At 72.0% G+C, this 19,346-nt stretch carries 19 protein-coding genes; 12 read left to right on the top strand and 7 right to left on the bottom strand.

Annotated features, from left to right (window positions below):
• Positions 1–14 precede the first annotated feature (14 nt).
• Positions 15–1,760 (top strand): DEAD/DEAH box helicase, encoded by a 1,746-nt coding sequence (locus tag AB0B14_RS13180; protein WP_357522544.1) that lies wholly within the window; start codon positions 15–17, stop codon positions 1,758–1,760.
• 48 nt (positions 1,761–1,808) lie between these two features.
• Here the strand turns inward: AB0B14_RS13180 and AB0B14_RS13175 are convergent, their stop codons facing one another.
• Together AB0B14_RS13175 and lon are read right to left on the bottom strand one after the other, a co-directional pair.
• Positions 1,809–2,213, bottom strand: coding sequence for a DoxX family protein (locus AB0B14_RS13175; protein ID WP_357076744.1), 405 nt, complete (start codon positions 2,211–2,213; stop codon positions 1,809–1,811).
• 132 nt (positions 2,214–2,345) lie between these two features.
• Positions 2,346–4,676: an endopeptidase La gene (gene lon, locus AB0B14_RS13170; RefSeq protein WP_357076741.1), complete on the bottom strand. Its 2,331-nt coding sequence runs from the start codon at positions 4,674–4,676 to the stop codon at positions 2,346–2,348.
• Between the two features lie 140 nt (positions 4,677–4,816).
• On the opposite strand from lon, the gene AB0B14_RS13165 reads away from it, so the two are divergent.
• Together AB0B14_RS13165 and AB0B14_RS13160 are read left to right on the top strand one after the other, a co-directional pair.
• A complete protein-coding gene (locus tag AB0B14_RS13165; RefSeq protein ID WP_357522543.1) occupies positions 4,817–5,227 on the top strand; it encodes a LuxR C-terminal-related transcriptional regulator in 411 nt (136 codons plus the stop codon).
• A 105-nt stretch (positions 5,228–5,332) separates the two neighbouring features.
• Positions 5,333–5,680, top strand: coding sequence for an Lsr2 family protein (locus AB0B14_RS13160; protein ID WP_357076739.1), 348 nt, complete (start codon positions 5,333–5,335; stop codon positions 5,678–5,680).
• Positions 5,681–5,812: 132 nt separating this feature from the next.
• Here AB0B14_RS13160 and AB0B14_RS13155 read toward each other — a convergent pair whose 3' ends face one another.
• Positions 5,813–7,078, bottom strand: coding sequence for a hypothetical protein (locus tag AB0B14_RS13155; protein ID WP_357522542.1), 1,266 nt, complete (start codon positions 7,076–7,078; stop codon positions 5,813–5,815).
• A 293-nt stretch (positions 7,079–7,371) separates the two neighbouring features.
• A complete protein-coding gene (locus tag AB0B14_RS13150; RefSeq protein WP_357076733.1) occupies positions 7,372–8,253 on the bottom strand; it encodes a DUF2726 domain-containing protein in 882 nt (293 codons plus the stop codon).
• 162 nt (positions 8,254–8,415) lie between these two features.
• Here AB0B14_RS13150 and AB0B14_RS13145 point away from each other — a divergent pair, with 162 nt between their 5' ends.
• The 5 genes from AB0B14_RS13145 (at position 8,416) to AB0B14_RS13125 (ending at position 10,795) form a co-directional block, all read left to right on the top strand.
• Positions 8,416–8,607, top strand: a complete 192-nt coding sequence (locus AB0B14_RS13145; protein ID WP_357522541.1) for a hypothetical protein — start codon at positions 8,416–8,418, stop codon at positions 8,605–8,607.
• Complete coding sequence (locus AB0B14_RS13140; RefSeq protein WP_357522540.1) at positions 8,604–8,924, top strand: Asp23/Gls24 family envelope stress response protein; 321 nt, start codon at positions 8,604–8,606, stop codon at positions 8,922–8,924. Before AB0B14_RS13145 ends, AB0B14_RS13140 begins: the two co-directional genes overlap by 4 nt.
• A gap of 1 nt (position 8,925) precedes the next feature.
• Complete coding sequence (locus AB0B14_RS13135; RefSeq protein WP_357522539.1) at positions 8,926–9,447, top strand: DUF6286 domain-containing protein; 522 nt, start codon at positions 8,926–8,928, stop codon at positions 9,445–9,447.
• A complete protein-coding gene (locus tag AB0B14_RS13130; RefSeq protein WP_357522538.1) occupies positions 9,444–10,004 on the top strand; it encodes a hypothetical protein in 561 nt (186 codons plus the stop codon). Before AB0B14_RS13135 ends, AB0B14_RS13130 begins: the two co-directional genes overlap by 4 nt.
• 65 nt (positions 10,005–10,069) lie before the next feature.
• The gene (locus AB0B14_RS13125; protein WP_357076718.1) at positions 10,070–10,795 is read left to right on the top strand and encodes a helical backbone metal receptor; all 726 of its coding nucleotides are present in this window, start codon (positions 10,070–10,072) and stop codon (positions 10,793–10,795) included.
• Between the two features lie 19 nt (positions 10,796–10,814).
• Here AB0B14_RS13125 and AB0B14_RS13120 read toward each other — a convergent pair whose 3' ends face one another.
• Positions 10,815–11,759, bottom strand: coding sequence for a TerC/Alx family metal homeostasis membrane protein (locus AB0B14_RS13120; protein WP_357076715.1), 945 nt, complete (start codon positions 11,757–11,759; stop codon positions 10,815–10,817).
• Positions 11,760–12,056: 297 nt separating this feature from the next.
• Here AB0B14_RS13120 and AB0B14_RS13115 point away from each other — a divergent pair, with 297 nt between their 5' ends.
• Entirely contained in the window at positions 12,057–12,449 is a 393-nt protein-coding gene (locus AB0B14_RS13115; RefSeq protein ID WP_357076712.1) for an FKBP-type peptidyl-prolyl cis-trans isomerase, read from the top strand.
• Positions 12,450–12,571: 122 nt separating this feature from the next.
• Here the strand turns inward: AB0B14_RS13115 and AB0B14_RS13110 are convergent, their stop codons facing one another.
• Positions 12,572–12,958, bottom strand: a complete 387-nt coding sequence (locus tag AB0B14_RS13110; RefSeq protein ID WP_357076709.1) for an STAS domain-containing protein — start codon at positions 12,956–12,958, stop codon at positions 12,572–12,574.
• Positions 12,959–13,226: 268 nt separating this feature from the next.
• On the opposite strand from AB0B14_RS13110, the gene AB0B14_RS13105 reads away from it, so the two are divergent.
• The gene (locus AB0B14_RS13105) at positions 13,227–14,243 is read left to right on the top strand and encodes an SMP-30/gluconolactonase/LRE family protein (protein WP_357522537.1); all 1,017 of its coding nucleotides are present in this window, start codon (positions 13,227–13,229) and stop codon (positions 14,241–14,243) included.
• 52 nt (positions 14,244–14,295) lie between these two features.
• On the opposite strand, the gene AB0B14_RS13100 is transcribed toward AB0B14_RS13105, so the two are convergent.
• Complete coding sequence (locus tag AB0B14_RS13100) at positions 14,296–15,564, bottom strand: Ig-like domain-containing protein (protein WP_357522536.1); 1,269 nt, start codon at positions 15,562–15,564, stop codon at positions 14,296–14,298.
• Between the two features lie 662 nt (positions 15,565–16,226).
• Between AB0B14_RS13100 and AB0B14_RS13095 the strand changes: the two genes are divergently transcribed.
• The gene (locus AB0B14_RS13095) at positions 16,227–17,177 is read left to right on the top strand and encodes a sugar phosphate isomerase/epimerase (RefSeq protein ID WP_357522535.1); all 951 of its coding nucleotides are present in this window, start codon (positions 16,227–16,229) and stop codon (positions 17,175–17,177) included.
• 20 nt (positions 17,178–17,197) lie between these two features.
• On the top strand, positions 17,198–19,285 hold the full coding sequence (locus AB0B14_RS13090) for a PQQ-dependent sugar dehydrogenase (RefSeq protein ID WP_357522534.1): 2,088 nt from the start codon (positions 17,198–17,200) through the stop codon (positions 19,283–19,285).
• The last annotated feature ends 61 nt before the right edge of the window (positions 19,286–19,346 follow it).

Here is a 19,346-nt window from a genome sequence, read left to right as displayed (position 1 = left end):
GAAAGGCTTGGCACATGAGTTCCGCACCTGCACAGCACGACGCACCGACCGACGCACCGATTGACGCCAGCCCCGGCGGCACCGACGAGGTGAGCGCCTTCACCGATCTCGGGCTGCGCGCCGAACTGCTGGGCGCGCTCGCCGCCCTCGGGTACGAGGAGCCGACCCCCATCCAGCGGGAGGCGATCCCGCCGCTGCTGGAAGGGCGCGACTTGCTGGGTCAGGCGGCCACCGGCACCGGCAAGACGGCGGCGTTCGCGCTGCCGCTGCTGAACCTCATGACGCCCCACCGCCGCGACGGCGACCCGGTGGCGCTGGTGCTGGTGCCGACCCGGGAGTTGGCGGTGCAGGTCTCCGAGGCCTTCCACCGCTACGGCAAGGACCTCGGCGCGCGGGTGCTGCCCATCTACGGTGGGCAGCCGATCGGGCGGCAGTTGCGGGCACTGGACAGCGGCGTGGACGTCGTGGTGGCCACCCCGGGGCGGGCGCTCGACCACATCGCCCGGGGCACCCTGCGCCTGGGCGGGCTGGCCACGGTGGTGCTCGACGAGGCCGACGAGATGCTCGACATGGGCTTCGCCGAGGACATCGAGGCGATCCTGGAGCACGCTCCGGCGCAGCGTCAGACGGTGCTGTTCTCGGCCACCATGCCGTCGCGCATCGACGGGATGGCCCGGCAGCACCTGCGTGAGCCGGTCCGCATCGAGATCGGCCGGGAGCAGACCGTCGCGGGTGAGGCGCCCCGGGTGCGGCAGAGCGCGTACATCGTGACGCGGGCCCACAAACCGGCCGCGTTGGGCCGGGTGCTGGACGTGGAGTCGCCCACCGCCGCGATCGTGTTCTGCCGCAGCCGCGAGGAGGTGGACCGGCTGACCGAGACCATGAACGGCCGGGGCTACCGCTCCGAGGCCCTGCACGGCGGGATGAGCCAGGAGCAGCGCGACCGGGTGATGGGCCGGCTGCGGGCGGGCACCGCCGACCTGCTGGTGGCCACCGACGTGGCCGCCCGTGGGCTGGACGTCGAGCAGCTCACCCACGTGGTCAACTACGACGTGCCGTCCGCGCCGGAGTCGTACGTGCACCGGATCGGCCGGGTCGGGCGGGCCGGCCGCGAGGGTGTGGCGATCACCCTCGCCGAGCCGCGTGAGCACCGGATGCTCAAGACCATCGAGCGGGTGACCGGCCAGCGGATCACCATCGACAAGATCCCCACCGTGGCCGACATGCGCACCCGCCGGTTGGAGCTGACCCAGGCGGCGCTGCGGGAGAGCCTGCTGGAGGACGACCTCGACCCGTACCGGGTGATCGTGGAGACGCTGACCGACGAGTTCGACCTGATGGAGGTCGCCCTCGCCGCCGTGAAGCTCGCGCACGAGGTGACCTCGCCGGGCGCCGACGACGAGGAGGAGATCCCGCAGGTGCCGGTGCGCGCTCCCCGCGAGGGTCGACCGGAGACCGTCGGCCGGGGCGGCGACCGGCGGGGCGGCGGCCGGCCGCGCTCGGGCGGCGGCAACACCGTGCAGGTCTTCGTCGGCCTGGGTCGACGGGCCGGGGTCCGTCCGCAGGATCTGGTGGGTGCGATCACCGGGGAGACCGGGATCCGTGGCCGCGACATCGGGTCGATCGAGATCGCCGACCGGTTCTCGCTGGTGGAGGTGCCGCAGGGGGTGGCCGACGAGGTGATCTCCGGGTTGCGGCAGAGCACGATCAAGGGCCGCAAGGCCACCGTGCGCCGCGACCGCGGGGGCGACGAGCGCTGAGCACGCCGCCGGCGACCGCCGGGGTACGACGGTCGCCGGCGCGGTGGATCAGAAGGAGTACGGGCCGAAGCGGCCCCAGGCCACCACGGCGGCCAGCACGAGCAGCACCGCACAGGTGATCGCGCCCTGGATCTCGGTACGACGCTCGGCCGCCGTGTCGCGCTGCTTGCGGTCGCGCAGGTGCACGGAGATGCCGCCGATCATGACGACGACCAGCCCGACGGCGGCGAGCGGGGTGAGCACGGTGGCGATGCCGGTGAGCGGGGGCAGCACCAGCCCGACGGCGGCCAGCAGCTCGACGGCGCCGAGTGCCTTGACCTGGGTCGGTGGGACCGGGTCCACCCACCGCATCAGCTCACGCAGCTTGTCCTTGGATTGGGTCAGCTTGGCGAAGCCGGCGCCGGCGAAGACGGCGGCGAGCAGGATCTGGATGATCCAGAGCACCAGGTTCACGGGGATTCCTCCAGGGGACCGCCTCGCGGCGGAGAGGCAGTTGAGGGTTCACGCGGGACAGTAGACCTCTTTCCGCGTACCAAAGGACCCCCGCCGTCTCCGATGACGGCGGGGGTCCTGTGGGTTGCGGCGTCAGACCGTGAAGAGTGCCGGACCGTCCAGCGTCTCGACCTCGGCCGGGCGCAGCGCCAGGGCGAGCACGTCGGCCACGTCGGCCAGGGTGTGCACGGTCAGCGCCTCGCGCACCTCGGTCGGCAGGTCGTCCAGGTCGGGCTCGTTGCGCGCCGGGATGATCACCTCGGTGAGGCCGGCCCGGTGTGCGGCGAGCAGCTTCTGCTTCACCCCACCGATCGGCAGCACCCGACCGGAGAGCGTCACCTCGCCGGTCATCCCGAACTCGGGGCGGACCGGGCGGCCGGTGACCAGCGACGCCAGGGCCGTGACCATGGTGATGCCGGCGCTCGGGCCGTCCTTGGGCACCGCGCCCGCCGGGACGTGCAGGTGGATCCGCCGTCCCGCCAGGGCGTTCGGGTCGATGCCGAGCCGGCGCCCGTTGGAGCGCAGGTACGACAGGGCGATGTGCGCCGACTCCTTCATCACGTCGCCGAGCTGGCCGGTCAGGGTCAGCCCCGGCTCGCCCTCCATGCTCGTCGCCTCGATGAAGAGCACGTCCCCACCGGCACCGGTGACGGCGAGGCCGGTCGCCACACCGGGCACCGCCGTGCGCTCGGCCGACTCCGGGGTGAACTTCGGTCGGCCCAGGTAGCCGGTGAGGTTGTCGGTGTCGACGCGTACCGGGGTCGGGTCGGTCGCCAGCGTCACCGCCACCTTGCGCAGGATCTTGGCCAGGGCACGCTCGAGCTGCCGGACGCCGGCCTCCCGGGTGTACTCCCCCGCGATCAGCGCGAGCGCCTCGTCGGCGACGCCGACCTCGTCGGCGGTCAACCCGGCCCGATCCCGCTGCCGGGGCAGCAGGTGGTCGCGGGCGATGGCGACCTTCTCGTCCTCGGTGTAGCCGTCCAGCGTGACCAGCTCCATCCGGTCCAGCAGCGGGCCGGGGATCGACTCCACCACGTTGGCGGTGGCCAGGAACAGCACGTCGGACAGGTCGAGGTCGACCTCCAGGTAGTGGTCCCGGAAGGTGTGGTTCTGCGCCGGGTCGAGCACCTCCAGCAGGGCGGCGGCCGGGTCGCCGGCGTAGCCGGCGGAGACCTTGTCCACCTCGTCGAGGAGCACGACCGGGTTCATCGAGCCGGCCTCGCGCAGCGCGCGGACGATCCGGCCGGGCAGCGCGCCCACGTAGGTGCGCCGGTGACCGCGGATCTCCGCCTCGTCGCGGACGCCGCCGAGCGAGACCCGGACGAAGTTGCGCCCGAGTGCCCGCGCCACGGACTCGCCGAGGCTGGTCTTGCCCACTCCGGGCGGACCGGCGAGGGCGAGCACCGCGCCCGAGCCGCGACCGCCGACGACGCCGAGGTTGCGCTCGGCCCGCCGGTTGCGCACGGCCAGGTACTCCAGGATGCGGTCCTTCACGTCGGCCAGGCCGGCGTGGTCGGCGTCGAGCACCGCCCGGGCCGCGGCCAGGTCGGTGTTGTCCTCGGTACGCGTGCCCCACGGCATCTCCAGCACCGTGTCGAGCCAGGTGCGGATCCAGCCCGCCTCCGGTGAGGCGTCACTGGCCCGCTCCAGCTTGCCGACCTCGCGCATGGCCGCCTCGCGGACCTTCTCCGGCAGCTCGGCGGACTCGACGCGGGACCGGTAGTCGGCGGAGCCGTCCGGCTCGTCCTCGCCCAGCTCCTTGCGGATCGCGGCGAGCTGCTGACGCAGCAGGAACTCCCGCTGGGACTTCTCCAGCCCCTCCCGGACGTCACTGTTGATCTGCTCGGTGACCTCCTGCTCGGCCAGGTAGTCCTTCACCCAGCCGACAAGCAGCTCCAACCGGGCGGTGACGTCCGGTGCGGCGAGCAGTTCGTTCTTCTGGTCCAGGGTCAACCAGGGCGCGTAACCGGCCGAGTCGGCCAGCTCGGACAGGTCGGTCATCCGCTCCACCGCGTCGATGACCTGCCAGGCGCCCCGCTGCTGGAGCACGGAGGTCACCAGGGCGCGGTACTCGCGGGCGAGTTCCCGGGCGCGGCCGGCGGGGGCGGGTTCGTCGAGTTCGGTCGCCTCGACCCAGAGTGCGGCGCCGGGGCCGGGCACGCCGGAGCCGATCCGGGCCCGGGACAGGCCACGGATGACGGCGGCGGGCTCACCCTCGGGCAGCCGGCCGACCTTCTCGATGGTGGCGACGACGCCGACCGGGCCGTACTCGCCGTCGATGCGCGGCACGGCCAGCAGCTTGCGGTCGCCGGTCGCCCGCGCCGCGTCGATCGCGGCCTGGGTGGTCGGGTCGAGGGTCACCGGGATGACCATGCCGGGCAGCAGCACGGCGTCGGTCAGGGGAAGTACCGGAAGAGTTGCCATCGAACACCTGCTATCGCGTTGAGTTGAGCGTGTCTCACTCAAGTAACAAAGCGTTCCCCTTGTTCCGGCTTGTGACCCAGGCCACTCCGACGAGGGGATCCGCCCAACTCCCTCGTTCGGTGCGGGTACGGGTGGTCGCGATGTCCGGTTCCGTCGAGCCCACCCCGGCGCTGGAGGCGCTGCGGGCCGGCGCCGAGGGGTTCCTGCCGAAGACCGGCGAACCGGAACAGCTGCTGCCCCCGCTGCTGGCCGTTCTCGATGGCTGGGCGGTGCTGCCGGCCGAGTTGCCGCGTGTCCTGCTGCGGCCCACGCACGCCAGATCGGTCGACCTGGACGACGAGGAACGGCGGCTGCTGCGGGCCATCTCCGCCGGCCGCACGACCGTCGACATCGCCGAAGAACTGCACGTCTCGGAACGGGCGGTGAAACGGTTGACCGCCGCGCTGCTGCGCCGGCTGCGGGTGTCCAACCGAGCCGAGGCGGCCGCCGTGGCCGGGCACACCGGCCTCCTCGACGATTGCGACCCACCGATTCTCGGTTTTTCTCGGTAACGAACGGAATCACGACGCGCCGAATGGGACGCGTATTGTTGCGGATTACCGGGCTGATAGGTCAGACTTTGGACACATCCCGCCGCACACAGGGAGTAATCGGCAATGGCGAGAAAAGTAATCACGGTCCTGACCGACGACCTGGACGGCGGCAAGGCCGACCGGACGGTCGAGTTCAGTCTCGACGGCGTGGCCTACACGATCGACGTCTCGGACGAAAATGCCGGCGTCTTGCGTAAGGCACTGGATCCGTACATCAATGCGGGTCGGCGGATCGGCCGCGGCCCGGTGGAGAGCGCCCGATCGATCCGCAGGCCGGGGCGACCCACCGGTGCCGGAATGGATCGGGAGCAGAACCGGGCCATCCGGGAATGGGCCGTCAAGAACGGCTACAAAATTTCCGAGCGGGGCCGGATCCCGGTTGAGGTCGTCGAGGCGTACAAGGCGCGCTGACACGCGGGTCGCCGACGGGGTTGCGCCGGACACGGCGAGGCCCCGTCGGATTGTCTCGGCACACGACATGACGGTGGCCGGCCACCCAGGGTTTGTCGCCCCGGGTGACCGGCCACCGTCGGTCGTACTGGGTCAGTTGACGTCGATGCGTACCGAGTCGAACGCGGGGGTCTGGTTGGCCCGCTCCATCATCGGCAGTCGGTGCGAACCGTCACCGGCCCAGACGGAGCACTGCGCGGTACCCGACTCCGGCAGGCCCGGAATCTGGATCGTCACCTCGTCGGGCTGGGCGCCACCGCGGCCGTCCTCGGTCGCGACGAAGAAGGCGGGCACCTCCTGCGGCTCCGGCGGGGCGGTCAGACTGTCCAGCATCCGACACGCGGTATGGAAGTGACCCCGGACCAGGCCCTGGGCGTTGAGCAGCGAGCTCTCCACGTAGTAGCCACCCTGGCCGGCGGCCAGGAAGCGGTCGCGGACCAGGTTGCGCGTGCTCACCCGCAGGGTGAACGCCTGGTTGCGGCCGATCTGGTCGGGGAACTGGGTGATCAACAAGGACGGGTTGTTGGCGGCGGCGCCGACCTCACCGAACTCGGTGCTGACGCAGCGGTTGCCGATCTGGAAACCGTCGTGCGGCTGGAGTCGGCTCTCGTCGCAGTCGTTGGCCAGCACGCCGAGCCCGGCGCCGGGGGCATTGCCACCGTTGTTGTTGCCACCACCGTTGTTGCCGCCACCGTTGTTGTTGCCGCCACCGTTGTTGTTGCCGCCACCGTTGTTACCGCCCGTGTTGCCGGTCGGCTGCACCTGGCACTCGGCGAGCTGCGCCAGACCCTGCGGTCGAGGCCCGACCCGGTCGATCGCGGTCGTGATCCGGTCCAGCACCGCGCGCCGCTTTCCGGCCAGCGGCTGCAGGATCGCGTTGCGGATGAAAGCCTCACCCTTGTTTCCCTCGGCGGCCAACCGGCGGTCCGCCTCGGCGATCTGGGCCTGCAACTGGGCGAGACTGCGATCCACCTCGACCCGTGCCTGGGCCGGCACCTGCGGCAACTTCGCCGTCACGTCCGGACAGGCGATGGCCGTGCCGGTGCCCACCGTGCCGTCCTTGCCGTCCTCACACTCGGGGACCGACTGCTGCCCGTCACCCCAGTGGTTACGCACCCAGCGGCCGTTCTGCCAGGTCCGGCTGGTCGAGGCGCCGCCAGCCGGCGCGGTCGAACCGGGGCTCGGCTCCACGCACTGCCCGGCAACCGGACGGGGCTTATTTGTCCGCCGGTCCTGGGCCGACGAAATCTGGGTCACGGCGACGACTCCGCCGAAGACCACGAGCGTGCCGACAACGGCCAGCAGACGCTTGCTCCGCGCGTTGCCGGATGACCGGCGCGCCCGTGTGGACCTGCGCATCGAATTGCTCTCCTTCTCGATCCGGTAGTGGATTCCTGCCCTCGGCGGACCGACGGATGTGAGATCGCACGCCACGGTGGTGAGCACCGCGACCTACCCGGTAATGCGTCGATGGCCGACGATGCCCTTTCCGCACCGTCTCCCGCGCCCGTGGACGCGGATGGGGAGATCCTGTTCATTCGCGCAGGAGTACGGGCCGCCGACCGGGAAGGTTCAACCGTCGCGAAGGAAATTGCCGGGACCGGAGACGTAGCCGATCCGGGGCAGGAATCAGCAGGTAGAACGGACGCCGGTCAGTCGGCGCAGAGGTGGTCGAAGCCGAATCCGCCGACGAGTTCGTGGCGGCGCCGACTCAGCGCGGCGATCCGCGCGGTCAGTTCGGCACGCGGCAGCAGGTCCGTGCCGGCGTCCACCCGCAGCCGCTCCCCCACCGCGACGGTGGCGAGATCCTCGGCCAGTCGGGCCGCGTCGATGCCGCACGAGAAACGCTGCTCGGTCACCGAAACCTCCTCGACGAGGCAGGCGTCGGGGCGGACCTGCACCCAACTCCACCCCTGCGCCGGTCCGTCGGCCCAGCGCACGTGCAGCCCGCGCACGATCGGGTCGGCCACCCGACCCGCCACGTACGCCTCGACCGCCGCCGCCCGGGTCAGCGCGCCGAGGTCGTTGACCGGCCCGGTACGGCCGTCCGGCAGCCGACCGAGGATGTCCCGGAAACCCACCGGGGCCGGGTCGTCGCCACCGGCGGTCACCCCGGCGGCGCCGGCCGCCCAGGCGCGCGCGTCGATCACGTACTCCACCAGGCGCCGGCCGTGCTCGGCGGCACGCAACGTCGACGATCCGATCCGCAGCACGGGCAGCCCGACAGCCGCGCTCACCGCGTCCTTGAGGCGCTCGAGGCGCTGCTGGGCGGAGCCGGCGGACGCCACCGGGCCGATCTCCACGGCGACGACCGCCCGGCCGGTGTCGGCGGCGCAGACCACGAAGTCGAAGCTGGCACGGCTGGCCGAACTCCACTGGCTGCCGGTGACCCCGGGCGGGCGACCCTGGACCAGATCGCTGAGCCGACGGGCCGGATGGACCCGGAGGCCGGCGCGGCTGAGCGTCGTCTCGCGCCCACCGTCGGTGGGCAGCGCCCGCAGCCAGCCGGGGTCCTCGCTGCCGATGCTCGTCATCTGCCTGATCCATCCGCCGGTCGGTCGAGCCGGGCCGAGTCTAGGTGGTCGATCAACGGACACCGGCTCGGGATGTGACCGGGATCACAGGCGGGTGACGTTCCAGGAGCGGCCGGCGGGTGTATCCAGCGACCGCCGGTACCGGACCGGCCGGAGGTGACCATGTCGCGTCAGCAGTTCGGCTTCCTCGCCGGGTTTCTCGCCGTGGCGCTCTGGGCACTCGCCGGCGTCGGCGTGACCGCCATCGCCGTGCTCGCCGGCCTGCTCGGCTGGCTGGTGGTCCGGGTGCTCGACGGAGACCTCTCCGTGACCGGCCTCGGCGACCGCCGCACCGAGCCACGGCGACGCCGATGACCGGCCGCCCGTCCGACGCCGCGGACGTCGCGCGGATCGCGGTCCAGGCCGCCGGCCTGGTGCCGGGCGTCTCCGTCGTCCGTCCGGCGGCGGTCCGCCTCGACGACCGGTCCGTCGGACTCGACCTGCACCTCATCACCTGGTACGGGCACAGCGTGCCCACCATCGCCGAGACCGTCCGGGCGGTGGTCGCCGACCGGGTGGGCGCCACCACCGGCCTCAGCGTGGCGGCGGTGACGGTCACCGTGGACGACCTGCTCGTCCCGGGCGTCGACGTCTCCGCGACCCCCGCGACCGTTTCACCCGAGGGCCGCTGAGATGCGCAACGCCAACCGGGTCGCCTCGCTGCTGCTGGCCACCGGCCTGCTCGTCGGCGGGGCACTGGCAGCCGTCCAGGCGCTCCTGCTCGCCCTGGACCGGTCGGCGCCGCTGGACACCACCGGCTGGTTCGACGCCCTGACCGGCACCCGGTGGCGTGACCCGACGGTCCGGGCGGTGGCCGGAAGCGCCGTACTGCTGGGTCTGGTCATCCTGGTCGCCCAACTGCGTCGCTGGGCACCGGTGCGGTTGCGCACCGACGACCACGACGGCTGGCACCTGCACCGTCGCAGTGTGGAACGGCGGCTGGCCGACGCGGCCAGCGCGGTGCCGGGCGTACGTCGCGCCCGGGTCCGCGTTCGACGCCGTGGCGGCCAGTGGCGCCCCCGGGTGCGCGCGACAGGTGACCCGGCGGCCCGGGCGGAGATCGAGTACGCCGTGCACCAGGAACTGCACCGGCTCACCGCGCCCCGCCCCGGACGCATCGACATCCGGCTACAGCCCCGTCGGCGCCCGGCATGAGCAACGCCGGCCACCGCCTCCTGTGGACGATCGTCGCGCTGCTGCTGGTGGCGGGCGGCGCGGCGGCGTTGGCGGCCGGCAACGGCACCCTGCCCGGCGCCGATCCGCAGGCGGTGTTGCTCAGCGCCGGGCTGCTGGACCGGTGGCGGACGGCCACACCGTGGAGCACCCTGGCCGCGGCGGTCGGCGGGGCACTCCTCGCCCTGGCCGGGCAGCGTCTCCTGGCCCGGGAGGTGCGGCGACCCGCCGGTACGCTGCGCGGCACCCTGAGCCACCCCGGGCGACGACCGGGCCGCACCCGGCTGGCCACCGACGTCCTCACCGACGCGCTGGTCCGCGACCTGACCGCCAACCCCGAGGTACGCCGAGCCCGCGTGGTGCTCACCGGCGAACCGCCGCACCCCGACGTGTGGATCCGGGTGGACCTGACGGCCGACGCGGCGACCGCCGGTGTACGCGAACACGTCCGCGCCGCCGTCCGCCGGTTCGCGGCGACGACCGACTGCCAGCCGGCACACCTCGACGTGACCGCCCGCATCGAGCCAGGCCGACCCTGAGCCGTGCCGCGCCGACCCGGCGGGCATGATCGGTGTCGGGACCGGTGGCGGACGGAGGTGCGCGGATGCGGGTGGTGTCACTGGTGCCGTCGCTGACCGAGGCGGTGGCGCTGACCCTGCCGGGGCTGCTGGTCGGGGCCACTGACTGGTGCAGCCACCCGGCCGGGCTCGACGTCGCCCGCGTCGGCGGCAGCAAGTATCCCGACCTGGACCGGGTCCGCGCGTTGCGGCCGGATCTGGTGCTGCTGAACGTCGAGGAGAACAGCCGGGCCGACGCCGAGGCGCTGCGGGCAGCCGGCGTGCCGGTGCGGGTCACCTACCCGCGTACCGTCGAGGGCGCGTTGACCGAACTGGGTGACCTGCTGGCCGAGTTGGGCGCGCCGGCCGAGCCGGACTGGCTGCGGGCCGCTCGGCGGTCGTGGGCCGCGCCACCCCGGCTGGCCCCACCCCGCCGGGCGGTGGTGCCGGTCTGGCGTCGGCCGTGGGTGGTGCTCGGCAGCGACACGTTCGCCGGTGACGTGCTGCGCCTGCTCGGCGTGGTCAACACCTACGACGAACACCCCGAGCGCTATCCCCGCCCACCCCTCGCCGAGCTGCGCGAACGGGAGCCCGACCTGGTGGTGCTCCCCGACGAGCCGTACCGGTTCACCGCCGAGGACGGGCCGGAGGCGTTTCCCGGCGTACCGTGTGCCCTGCTCTCCGGCCGACACCTCACCTGGTACGGCCCGTCCCTGGCCGAGGCGCCCGCGCTCCTGGCCGCGCAGCTGTCCCGGCCGGTGCTGACCGACTGACGCGGGCGGCCCCGGCGGGTCAGGTGCCGACGTCGGGTCGGCGCGCGGCCACGACGCTGGCCCCGATGGAGACCACCAGGGTCAGCACCACCACCGCCAGGGTCGACCAGACCGGCAGCTTGCCCACCGGTGTCTCGGCCAGGATGAGCTTCAGTCCGGCGAAGCCGAGCAGCAGCGCCAGCCCGTACCGCAGATAGCCGAACTGTCGCAGCAGGCCGGCGAGGCAGAAGTAGAGGCTGCGCAACCCCAGTACGGCGAACGCGGTCGCCGTCCAGACCAGGAAGGTGTTGGTGGTGATGGCGAGGATCGCCGCCACCGAGTCGATGGCGAAGACCACGTCGGTGGCCTCGATGGCGACGAGTGCCACCAGCAGCAGTGTCGCCACACGTCGGCCGGCCACCCGGGCGGTGAACCGGTCCCCGTGGTACCGGGCGTCGGTGGGCACCAGCCTTCGGAACAACCGGACCACGACGTTGCGTTCCGGGTCGACGTCCGGCTTTCCGCGTACGGCCAGCCGCCAGCCGGTCCAGATCAGGAAGGCGCCCAGCGCGAACCCGGCCCAGGTGAGCCGGTCCAGCAGCTCGGCGCCGGCCAAGATGAACAGCAGGCGGAAGACGAGCGCCCCGACGACACCCCAGAACAGCACCTTGTGCTGATAGCCCGACGGCACCTGGAAGTAGCCGAAGAGCAGGGCGAAGACGAACACGTTGTCCACCGAGAGCGCCTTCTCCAACAGGTAGCCGGAGAAGTACGCGATGGCCGGGTCGCCGCCGAGGCCCCACCACAGGACCAACCCGAACAGCAGACCCGCGCCGACCCAGACGGCGCTCCACAGCAGCGCCTCGCGGAGCCCGATGACGTGGTTGTCCCGGTGCAGGAGCACGTCCACGGCGAGCAGTACGGCGATCACCGCGCCCACGGCCGCCCAGGCCCACAGGGGCACCGCGACCGTCGCCTCAGCCACCGACGCCCTCCGCATCGACCGCCCGCCACCAACCCCGCGGGCCGCTTCCGAGCCTAGGCGAGCGCCCCGGCCCGCACCCGGGCTCCGCGGAAGTCGGCCCCGCCCGCCGATCTTGCACTTTCAGCCGCGACAAGAGGCGTCGAACAGGCGTATACCGGCGACCGAAAGTGCGAGATCGACACCTGGTGGGGGTGGGTTGGGGCCTGGGTGGGCGGGTCTGCCGGACATTGGTGGGGGGTGATCCGGCAGGATCGAGGGTGACCGGACACATCAATCGACACGGCAGGAGATCCCCGCATGAACCAGGCAGCAGGCGCCCGATCCGGCAAGCCCGAGGTGGGTCCGATCGAGGGTGCGCCGCCGGCCGACCTCGTGATCGAGGACATCACCGTGGGCGAGGGGCCGCAGGCCGAGCCGGGCCAGCTGGCCAGCGTGCACTACGTCGGCGTGTCGCACTCCACCGGTGCCGAGTTCGACTCGTCCTGGAACCGGGGCGAGGCGTTCGAGTTCCCGCTCGGCGGCGGTCAGGTCATCGCCGGCTGGGACCGGGGCGTCGTCGGCATGCGCGTCGGCGGCCGCCGCCGTCTCACCATCCCGCCACACCTGGGGTACGGCGACCGCGGTGCGGGCGGCGTCATCAAGCCGGGCGAGACGCTCGTCTTCGTCGTCGACCTGCTCGACGTGCGCTGACCGACGCTCAGGGGCCGTCGGCGCGCGCCGACGGCCCCCGGCGCGGCCCTCGGACAAGCGACGGCGGCTCAGGGTCGCCAGCGCGCGCCGGCAACGGCCCTCGAACAGCGATGGGCTCGGGGTCAGGCGGCCAGTCGCAGGTTGGCCGGCTCGACCGCCGGGCGACGGGCGGCCTCGACGACCCGGGCCGGCTCCAGGATCGGCATCACCCGGTGCAGGCCGGTGGCGCGCAGCACCCGGGCCACGACCGGGCTCGGGTCGACCAGGACCAGCTCACCTCCACACGCCCGGACCCGCAGGTGCGCGGCGAGCAGCGTGCGGACGCCGGCGGCGGAGAGCAGCCGCAACCCGGACAGCTCCACCTGGATCACCGGACGGGCCGGCACGGACCACAGCGCGGACCGGAACGCGGCCACCGTGGCGATGTCGACCTCACCGGCCACCCGCACGAGGACCACTTGGTCACCCACGCTGACCTGCACGTCGAGCCGGTCGATCCGTTCTCCCATGCCGAGAAATCTAGCCTCCCCCACCGACAGTTTCGGCCTGCGCGGGAGTGATTCCGGGTACGCCCAGGGTCTTACCCCGAGGCGCCCCTCGTCCCCCTCGGGGTAGAGGCCGTGGCCCAGCTCCGCACCGTGCCCCGACCGCCGGGCCGTGCGTTGATCGACTCCGGTTCACGGAAACCGGGATATCCGCAGCAGCGGGACACCGCGACACCCCGGAAACCGTGTCGATCATGGGCGGCGGGCGGCGCCGGCGGTGCAGAATGGGCCGATGCTGCTCCCTCGGCCCCGGCCGCCACGGTTGATCCGGCCCGTCCGCGAGCCGGCCACCGTGCCTCCGCCGTTGGCCGGGGCCTGGGCTCCGACGGACCGACGGCTCGACCGAGCCGAGGTGCTGCCCCTCCCGGACGGCGCCGTCGGCCCGGAGGACGTGCTTGTCGACGACGCCGGCCGGGTGGTCAGTGGCGACGAGGACGGCCGGCTGTGGTGGTGGCCTGTCGACGCGCCGGTCGGCACCCGCCCCCGGCTGCTGGCCGAGACCGGTGGCCGACCGCTCGGCATCGAGGTGGACGCGTCGGGTGAGGCTCTGGTCGTCTGCGACGCGTACCGCGGGTTGCTGCGGGTGACGCCCGACGGCGCGGTACGCGAACTGACCGGGGCCGCACCCCTGGTGCACCTGGCCAACAACGCGACGGTGGCACGCGACGGCACCATCTACTTCACCGACTCCTCCGACCGGTTCCCGGTCTCGCACTGGAAACGGGACCTGCTGGAGCATCGCCCCAACGGTCGGGTGCTGGCCCACCACCCGGGCAGCGGCCGCACCGACGTGGTGGCCGAGGGGCTGTACTTCCCCAACGGGATCGCGCTGACCCCGGACGAGTCGGCGTTGATGCTCGTGGAGACCAGCACCCACCGCCTGCTCCGCGTCGACCTGGGCGGTGGCGTCCGGGTGCTCGCCGACCTGCCCGCGTACCCGGACAATCTCTGCGCCGTCGGCGACGGGACGTACTGGATCGCGTTGCCCAGCCCGCGGGTGCCGATCGCCGAGCGGCTGCTGCCGCACCCGCGGCTGCGTCAGATCGCCGCGTTGCTGCCCGACGCGTTGCAACCGCAGCCGCGCCGCTACGGGCTGGTCGCGCTCGTCGACGGCGCGGGCGCGGTCCGCCGGACGCTGCACGGTCCGACCGGGCGGTACCGGATGATCACCGGGGTACGCCAGCACGGCGAACACCTCTGGTTGGGCAGCCTGACCGGGCCCGGGGTGGCCCGCGTACCCCTGGATTGACACGCCCGGGCCGACCCGCCGTGGCGGCGGGCCGACCCCGGGTGCCGGTGTCTCAGCGGCCGCTGACCGAGGGCGCCGGGGCGGGCGAACCGCCGGCCACCGCGCCCGGGTGCGCCGGGGCGACCGGCGCGGGCTTGAGCCCGGGCGGCACCGGCAGTGCGCTGCCCCGCACGAACTCGTCCCAGCTCACGTTCCACGCCGTCCAGCCGTTGCCCGGCTGCAGGTCCACCTCGGTGCCCTTGACGGTGATGAGGTCACCGACCTGCGTCACCCCCATCAACCAGTCGGCCGCGGTGGCGGAGACGTTGGCGCAGCCGTGCGAGACGTTGGTGTTGCCCTGGTCTCCCTCCGACCATGGCGCGGAGTGGATGAACTCACCACCCCAGGTGTAGCGCTGGGCGTCGTCGACGTCGACCACATAGCCGCCGTTCGGGTCACCCCGGGTGTCGAAGGTGGTCCGCTCGTGCTTCTCCATGATCACCATCTTGCCGCTGGAACTCGGTGTGCTCGGTTTGCCCAGGCTGACCGGGATCCGGCGGATCTGCTTGCCGTCGCGCAGCACCGTCATCTGCTTGGTGGCGTTGTCGACCTCCAACGCGAGCTGGCGTCCGATCTTGGAGGTCGCGGTCCGCTCGGCGTCGCCGACCCGGTCCTTGCCGATCGGCAGGCCCTCCAGGCCGGCCCGGACACTGATCGAGGTCCCCGGTTTCCAGAAGTCGGGCGCCCGGTAATAGACCTGACTTCCGTCCTCGAGCCACGACCAGGTGCCCGGCTGCGGAGGATTCGTCTTCACGAACAACCGTCGCTGGACATCCGCTCTGGCCTCTTTCGGAATTGCCGGGTCAAACGCGACGGTTACCGGCATCGCCGTGCCGTACGTCCGATTACCCACAAAATAGAGGGTGCTGGTGATCTGCGGTTTGGTCGACCTGGCCATGGTGGTGAACGTGGTGGTGCGGGTGGTGGTGGCACCGGAGTCCCCGGTCGCGGTCACCTCGGCGGTGTACGTCCGCCGTGGTTGCAGCGGCCCCTTCGGCACCCACCCCGAGCCGTCCTCGCGCGGCTCGGCGTCGACCGGCTTGCCCTTGTCGTCGGTGAGGCGCACGCCGGTGACCCGTCCGCCCTTGACCACGGTGCCCACCTCGGCGCTGACCGGAACGTCCCGGGCCTTGTCCCCCGGTGTCACGGCGAGTTCCGGTGCGGCGACGTGGTGCTTGGTCGAACCATTCGCCGTCTCCCGGTCGGCGGTGCACCCACCCAGGACGAGCGGTGCGGCTGCGATGGTTACCGCCAACAGCGTCAATCGCCGCCTAGACGTCATGTTCAGTCCCCCCGTTTTCGACTTCCCTCCGCCCCATTCTCGCCCGCTCGGCAGGGACGTCCACGGCATTCGGAAATAATCGGCGGCGCATTTACCGACGCATTTTCCGACAATGTTCCGCTTGTTGGAACAGCGACACAGGCGACCCTTGTCGGGCCCTTTGCTCTGCTTGCGCGACCCCGGACCGGCTGTCCGGATGACGGCGTCTGCGGAGGATGTGGCGCGAACGGGGCGTGCGATCGGTCGCACCGGCCCGGTGACATGGGGTCATCGGGACATCACGGATACGGATCAGGCCCGCAGCACTCTGTCCATCCGGCCCGGCCGACGCGGGAAGTAGGAGGTGACGGCGGGTGGCGCACGTCGAGGGCGGACTTTTGTCGCCTGAAGTGAAACTTCTGCCGAACGCGACGAAGCTTTGCCTTCGTCCGGGGGCAAGGGTAAGGTCACTTTCCAGATAGAGGGTTGCCCATTAGTCGATCAGCTTGCCGCCACCCTGCCGGGTTCGCTGTGTTCCGCCCCCACGGGGGCTGAGCCGCACCGGCGCACCGTCCTCACCGTCCAGCCGGAGCCCGCCTCCGGCCGGTTCGGCGTGCCCGGGTGACGGCAGCCAGGTCGACCGCCGCCGACGGCGTACCTGCCGTCAGGAAGGGACCACCACCATGGATCAACAGCTCAACCGTCCAATATCGGCGTCCGAGTCGATCAGCCGGCGCGGAGTACTCCGCGCCGCGACCGTCTCCGCCGCCGCCGTCGGCGCCGCCGGTCTGCTCGCCAGCCCGGCCACCGCCGCGCCCGCCGGGCAGTCCCAGGGCCGACGTCGGGTCCCGGTCGACCGGATCAGCATCCAGCTCTACACGCTGCGCGACCAGCTCGCCGCCGACCTGCCCGGCACCCTGGACGCGCTGCGCCGGATCGGCTACCGGCGGGTGGAGCACGCCGGATTCGTCGGACGCACCGCCGCACAGTTCCGGGCGGCGCTCGACGAGGCCGGGTTGCGGTCCACCTCCGGGCACACCGGCATCCCGCAGCCCTTCGATGCCGCCACCTGGGAGCAGGCGCTCGCCGACGCCAACGTCGTGGGCTGCAAGAAGATCGTCCACCCGTACTTCGGTCGGGACGCCAACGGTCAGGCGATCCGGGACCCCAACGTCTACCGGGCCCTGGCGCGCGACCTGAACAAGGCCGGCCGGCTGGCCGAACGCGCCGGGCTCGACTTCGGCTACCACAACCACCAGCTGGAGTTCGTGCCGTTGACCGATGGCTCGACCGGCTTCGAGATCCTCACCGGGCAGACCGACCCGCGCCTGGTCCACTTCGAGCTCGACCTCTACTGGACGTGGCGGGGCGCGCACGACCCGGTCGACGTGATCCGGGCCAACCGCGGCCGGATCCGCCAGGTGCACGTCAAGGATCTCGACGTCGAGGGCGGTTTCGCCGACCTCGGCGACGGCGTCATCGACTTCGGTCGCATCTTCGCCCACGAGCGGGAGGCCGGCATCGAGGAGTACATCGTGGAGCGCGACGACGCCGGCACCACGCCACGCTCCCCCGCCGACGCCCTGGACACCGCTCGCGTCGGCTTCGACTTTCTCGCCTCACTTCGGTACTGAAACACCTCGGGGGACAATTGATGAACAGAACCGCATTCGTGTCCGCCCTGCTGCTGGTGACGGCCGGTCTGGCCGTACCACCGTCGGCAGCGGCCGCGGCGCCGGCCGCGCCTCCGGACAGCAGCTTCCAGAAAGTGACACTCAACGACTTCCCGGGCGAGCCGATGAGCCTCGCCGTCCTGCCCGACCTGCGGGTGCTGCACACCTCCCGCACCGGCGAGGTCCGCATCCACGACCCGCGCACCGGGCTGAACACCCTCGCCGCGGACATCCCGGTGTACGAGCACGACGAGGAGGGGTTGCAGGGGGTCGCCATCGACCCGAACTTCGCCCAGAACAAGTGGGTGTACCTCTACTACTCGCCGCCCATGGACACGCCGGTGGACGACCCGGCGACCCCCGGCGTCAACGAGGGGGACGCGCCGGAGACCGGCACCGAGGCCGACTGGCAGCCGTTCAAGGGCGCGCTGCGGCTGTCCCGGTTCAAGCTGGACGGGATGAAGCTCAACCTCGCCAGCGAGCAGCAGATCATCGACGTGCCCACCGACCGGGGCATCTGCTGCCACGTCGGCGGTCAGATCGACTTCGACAGCTTGGGCAACCTGTACCTGTCGACGGGTGACGACACCAACCCGTTCGCCTCCGACGGCTACATCCCGATCGACGAGCGGGCCGACCGCCACCCGGCGTTCGACGCCCAGCGCTCGGCGGCCAACACCAACGACCTGCGCGGCAAGCTGCTGCGCATCAAGGTGAAGAACGGTGGCGGTTACACCGTGCCGTCCGGCAACCTGTTCAAGCCGGGCACGGCGCAGACCCGCCCGGAGATCTACGCGATGGGGCTGCGCAACGCGTTCCGGTTCTCCGTGGACCGGCGTACCGACAACGTGTACGTGGGCGACTACTCGCCGGACGCCTCCAACCCGAACCCGGACCGTGGCCCGGCCGGGCACGGCCGGTGGATGGTCATCGACAAGCCGGCGAACTACGGCTGGCCGTACTGCGTGACGCCGACGATCGCCTACCGCGACTACGACTTCGCCACCGGCCAGTCCGGCGCCACGTTCAACTGCAAGCGCCCGGTCAACGACTCACCACACAACACCGGCAAGCGCGTGCTGCCGCCGGTCGAGCAGCCGCAGGTCTGGTACGCGGCCGCCCCGTCCGCGGAGTTCCCGCAGCTGGGCACCGGCGGCATCTCTCCGATGGGCGGCCCGGCGTACGACTACGACGGGACCAGCACGTCGCGTACCCGCTGGCCGGCCTACTACGACGGGGTGCCGCTGTTCTACGAGTGGTCCCGCGACTACATCAAGGAGTTCCGTCTCGACTCCGACGGTGACGTGACGGACATCCGTCCGGTGGCGCCGTCGCTGGTGGTGGACAACCCGATGGACATGGAGTTCGGCCCGGACGGCGCGCTCTACGTGCTGGAGTACGGTGACGGCTACTTCGCCGAGAACCCGGACGCCCAGCTGTCCCGGATCGACTTCGTCCGCGGCAACCGGACGCCGATCCCGAAGATCAGCGGTACGCCGACCGTCGGGCAGGCCCCGCTGACCGTCGCGTTCTCCAGCGCCGGCACCACCGACCCGGACGGTGACAAGCTCAGCTACGCGTGGGACTTCAACGCCGACGGTTCGGTGGACAGCACCGCTCCGAACGCGTCCTGGACGTTCCCGGAGAACGGCTCGTACACGCCGACGCTGAAGGTCACCGACCGCACCGGACGGTCCGCCTCGGCATCCCTGCCGCTGGTGGTCGGGCCGACCGCGCCGGTCGTCGAGTTCGTCACCCCGGAGGCCGGGCAGCCCTTCCAGTTCGGGCAGACCGTCGCGTACGAGGTGAAGGTCACCGACGACCTGCCGGTGGACTGCTCCAAGGTGAAGGTCACCTACGTGCTCGGGCACGACGAGCACGGGCACCCGCTCTCCACCTCGACGGGTTGCTCCGGGACCATTCCCACCTTCCTCGACGGTGGGCACAGCGGTGCGGACAACCTGACCGCCGTGTTCGTCGCGGAGTACACCGACGCGGGCAACCCCGCGCAGTCGGGCTCGGCCACCGTCGTGCTGGACCCGACCCCGGTGGCCGGCCTGGCCGGCTGACCACCGCACGATGACAGCGGCGGCGACCGGAGCACTCCGGTCGCCGCCGTTCGTCGTCCCT

Source organism: Micromonospora sp. NPDC049171, from assembly GCF_040648275.1.
In the GTDB taxonomy this organism is placed as follows: Bacteria; Actinomycetota; Actinomycetes; order Mycobacteriales; family Micromonosporaceae; genus Micromonospora.
Note: the sequence above shows the minus strand (reverse complement) of the source record. Positions and strands in the feature narration are given on the sequence as shown.

Bases quoted from the DNA above. Each gene is read 5' to 3' on its own strand.
- lon (WP_357076741.1), bottom strand. From the start codon at position 4,676: ATGGCAACTCTTCCGGTACTTCCCCTGACCGACGCCGTGCTGCTGCCC.
- AB0B14_RS13095 (WP_357522535.1), top strand. From the start codon at position 16,227: ATGGATCAACAGCTCAACCGTCCAATATCGGCGTCCGAGTCGATCAGC.
- AB0B14_RS13140 (WP_357522540.1), top strand. From the start codon at position 8,604: ATGACCGGCCGCCCGTCCGACGCCGCGGACGTCGCGCGGATCGCGGTC.
- AB0B14_RS13100 (WP_357522536.1), bottom strand. From the start codon at position 15,564: ATGACGTCTAGGCGGCGATTGACGCTGTTGGCGGTAACCATCGCAGCC.
- AB0B14_RS13115 (WP_357076712.1), top strand. From the start codon at position 12,057: ATGAACCAGGCAGCAGGCGCCCGATCCGGCAAGCCCGAGGTGGGTCCG.
- AB0B14_RS13145 (WP_357522541.1), top strand. From the start codon at position 8,416: ATGTCGCGTCAGCAGTTCGGCTTCCTCGCCGGGTTTCTCGCCGTGGCG.
- AB0B14_RS13090 (WP_357522534.1), top strand. From the start codon at position 17,198: ATGAACAGAACCGCATTCGTGTCCGCCCTGCTGCTGGTGACGGCCGGT.
- AB0B14_RS13165 (WP_357522543.1), top strand. From the start codon at position 4,817: ATGTCCGGTTCCGTCGAGCCCACCCCGGCGCTGGAGGCGCTGCGGGCC.
- AB0B14_RS13135 (WP_357522539.1), top strand. From the start codon at position 8,926: ATGCGCAACGCCAACCGGGTCGCCTCGCTGCTGCTGGCCACCGGCCTG.
- AB0B14_RS13125 (WP_357076718.1), top strand. From the start codon at position 10,070: ATGCGGGTGGTGTCACTGGTGCCGTCGCTGACCGAGGCGGTGGCGCTG.
- AB0B14_RS13180 (WP_357522544.1), top strand. From the start codon at position 15: ATGAGTTCCGCACCTGCACAGCACGACGCACCGACCGACGCACCGATT.
- AB0B14_RS13150 (WP_357076733.1), bottom strand. From the start codon at position 8,253: ATGACGAGCATCGGCAGCGAGGACCCCGGCTGGCTGCGGGCGCTGCCC.
- AB0B14_RS13130 (WP_357522538.1), top strand. From the start codon at position 9,444: ATGAGCAACGCCGGCCACCGCCTCCTGTGGACGATCGTCGCGCTGCTG.
- AB0B14_RS13160 (WP_357076739.1), top strand. From the start codon at position 5,333: ATGGCGAGAAAAGTAATCACGGTCCTGACCGACGACCTGGACGGCGGC.
- AB0B14_RS13155 (WP_357522542.1), bottom strand. From the start codon at position 7,078: ATGCGCAGGTCCACACGGGCGCGCCGGTCATCCGGCAACGCGCGGAGC.
- AB0B14_RS13110 (WP_357076709.1), bottom strand. From the start codon at position 12,958: ATGGGAGAACGGATCGACCGGCTCGACGTGCAGGTCAGCGTGGGTGAC.
- AB0B14_RS13105 (WP_357522537.1), top strand. From the start codon at position 13,227: ATGCTGCTCCCTCGGCCCCGGCCGCCACGGTTGATCCGGCCCGTCCGC.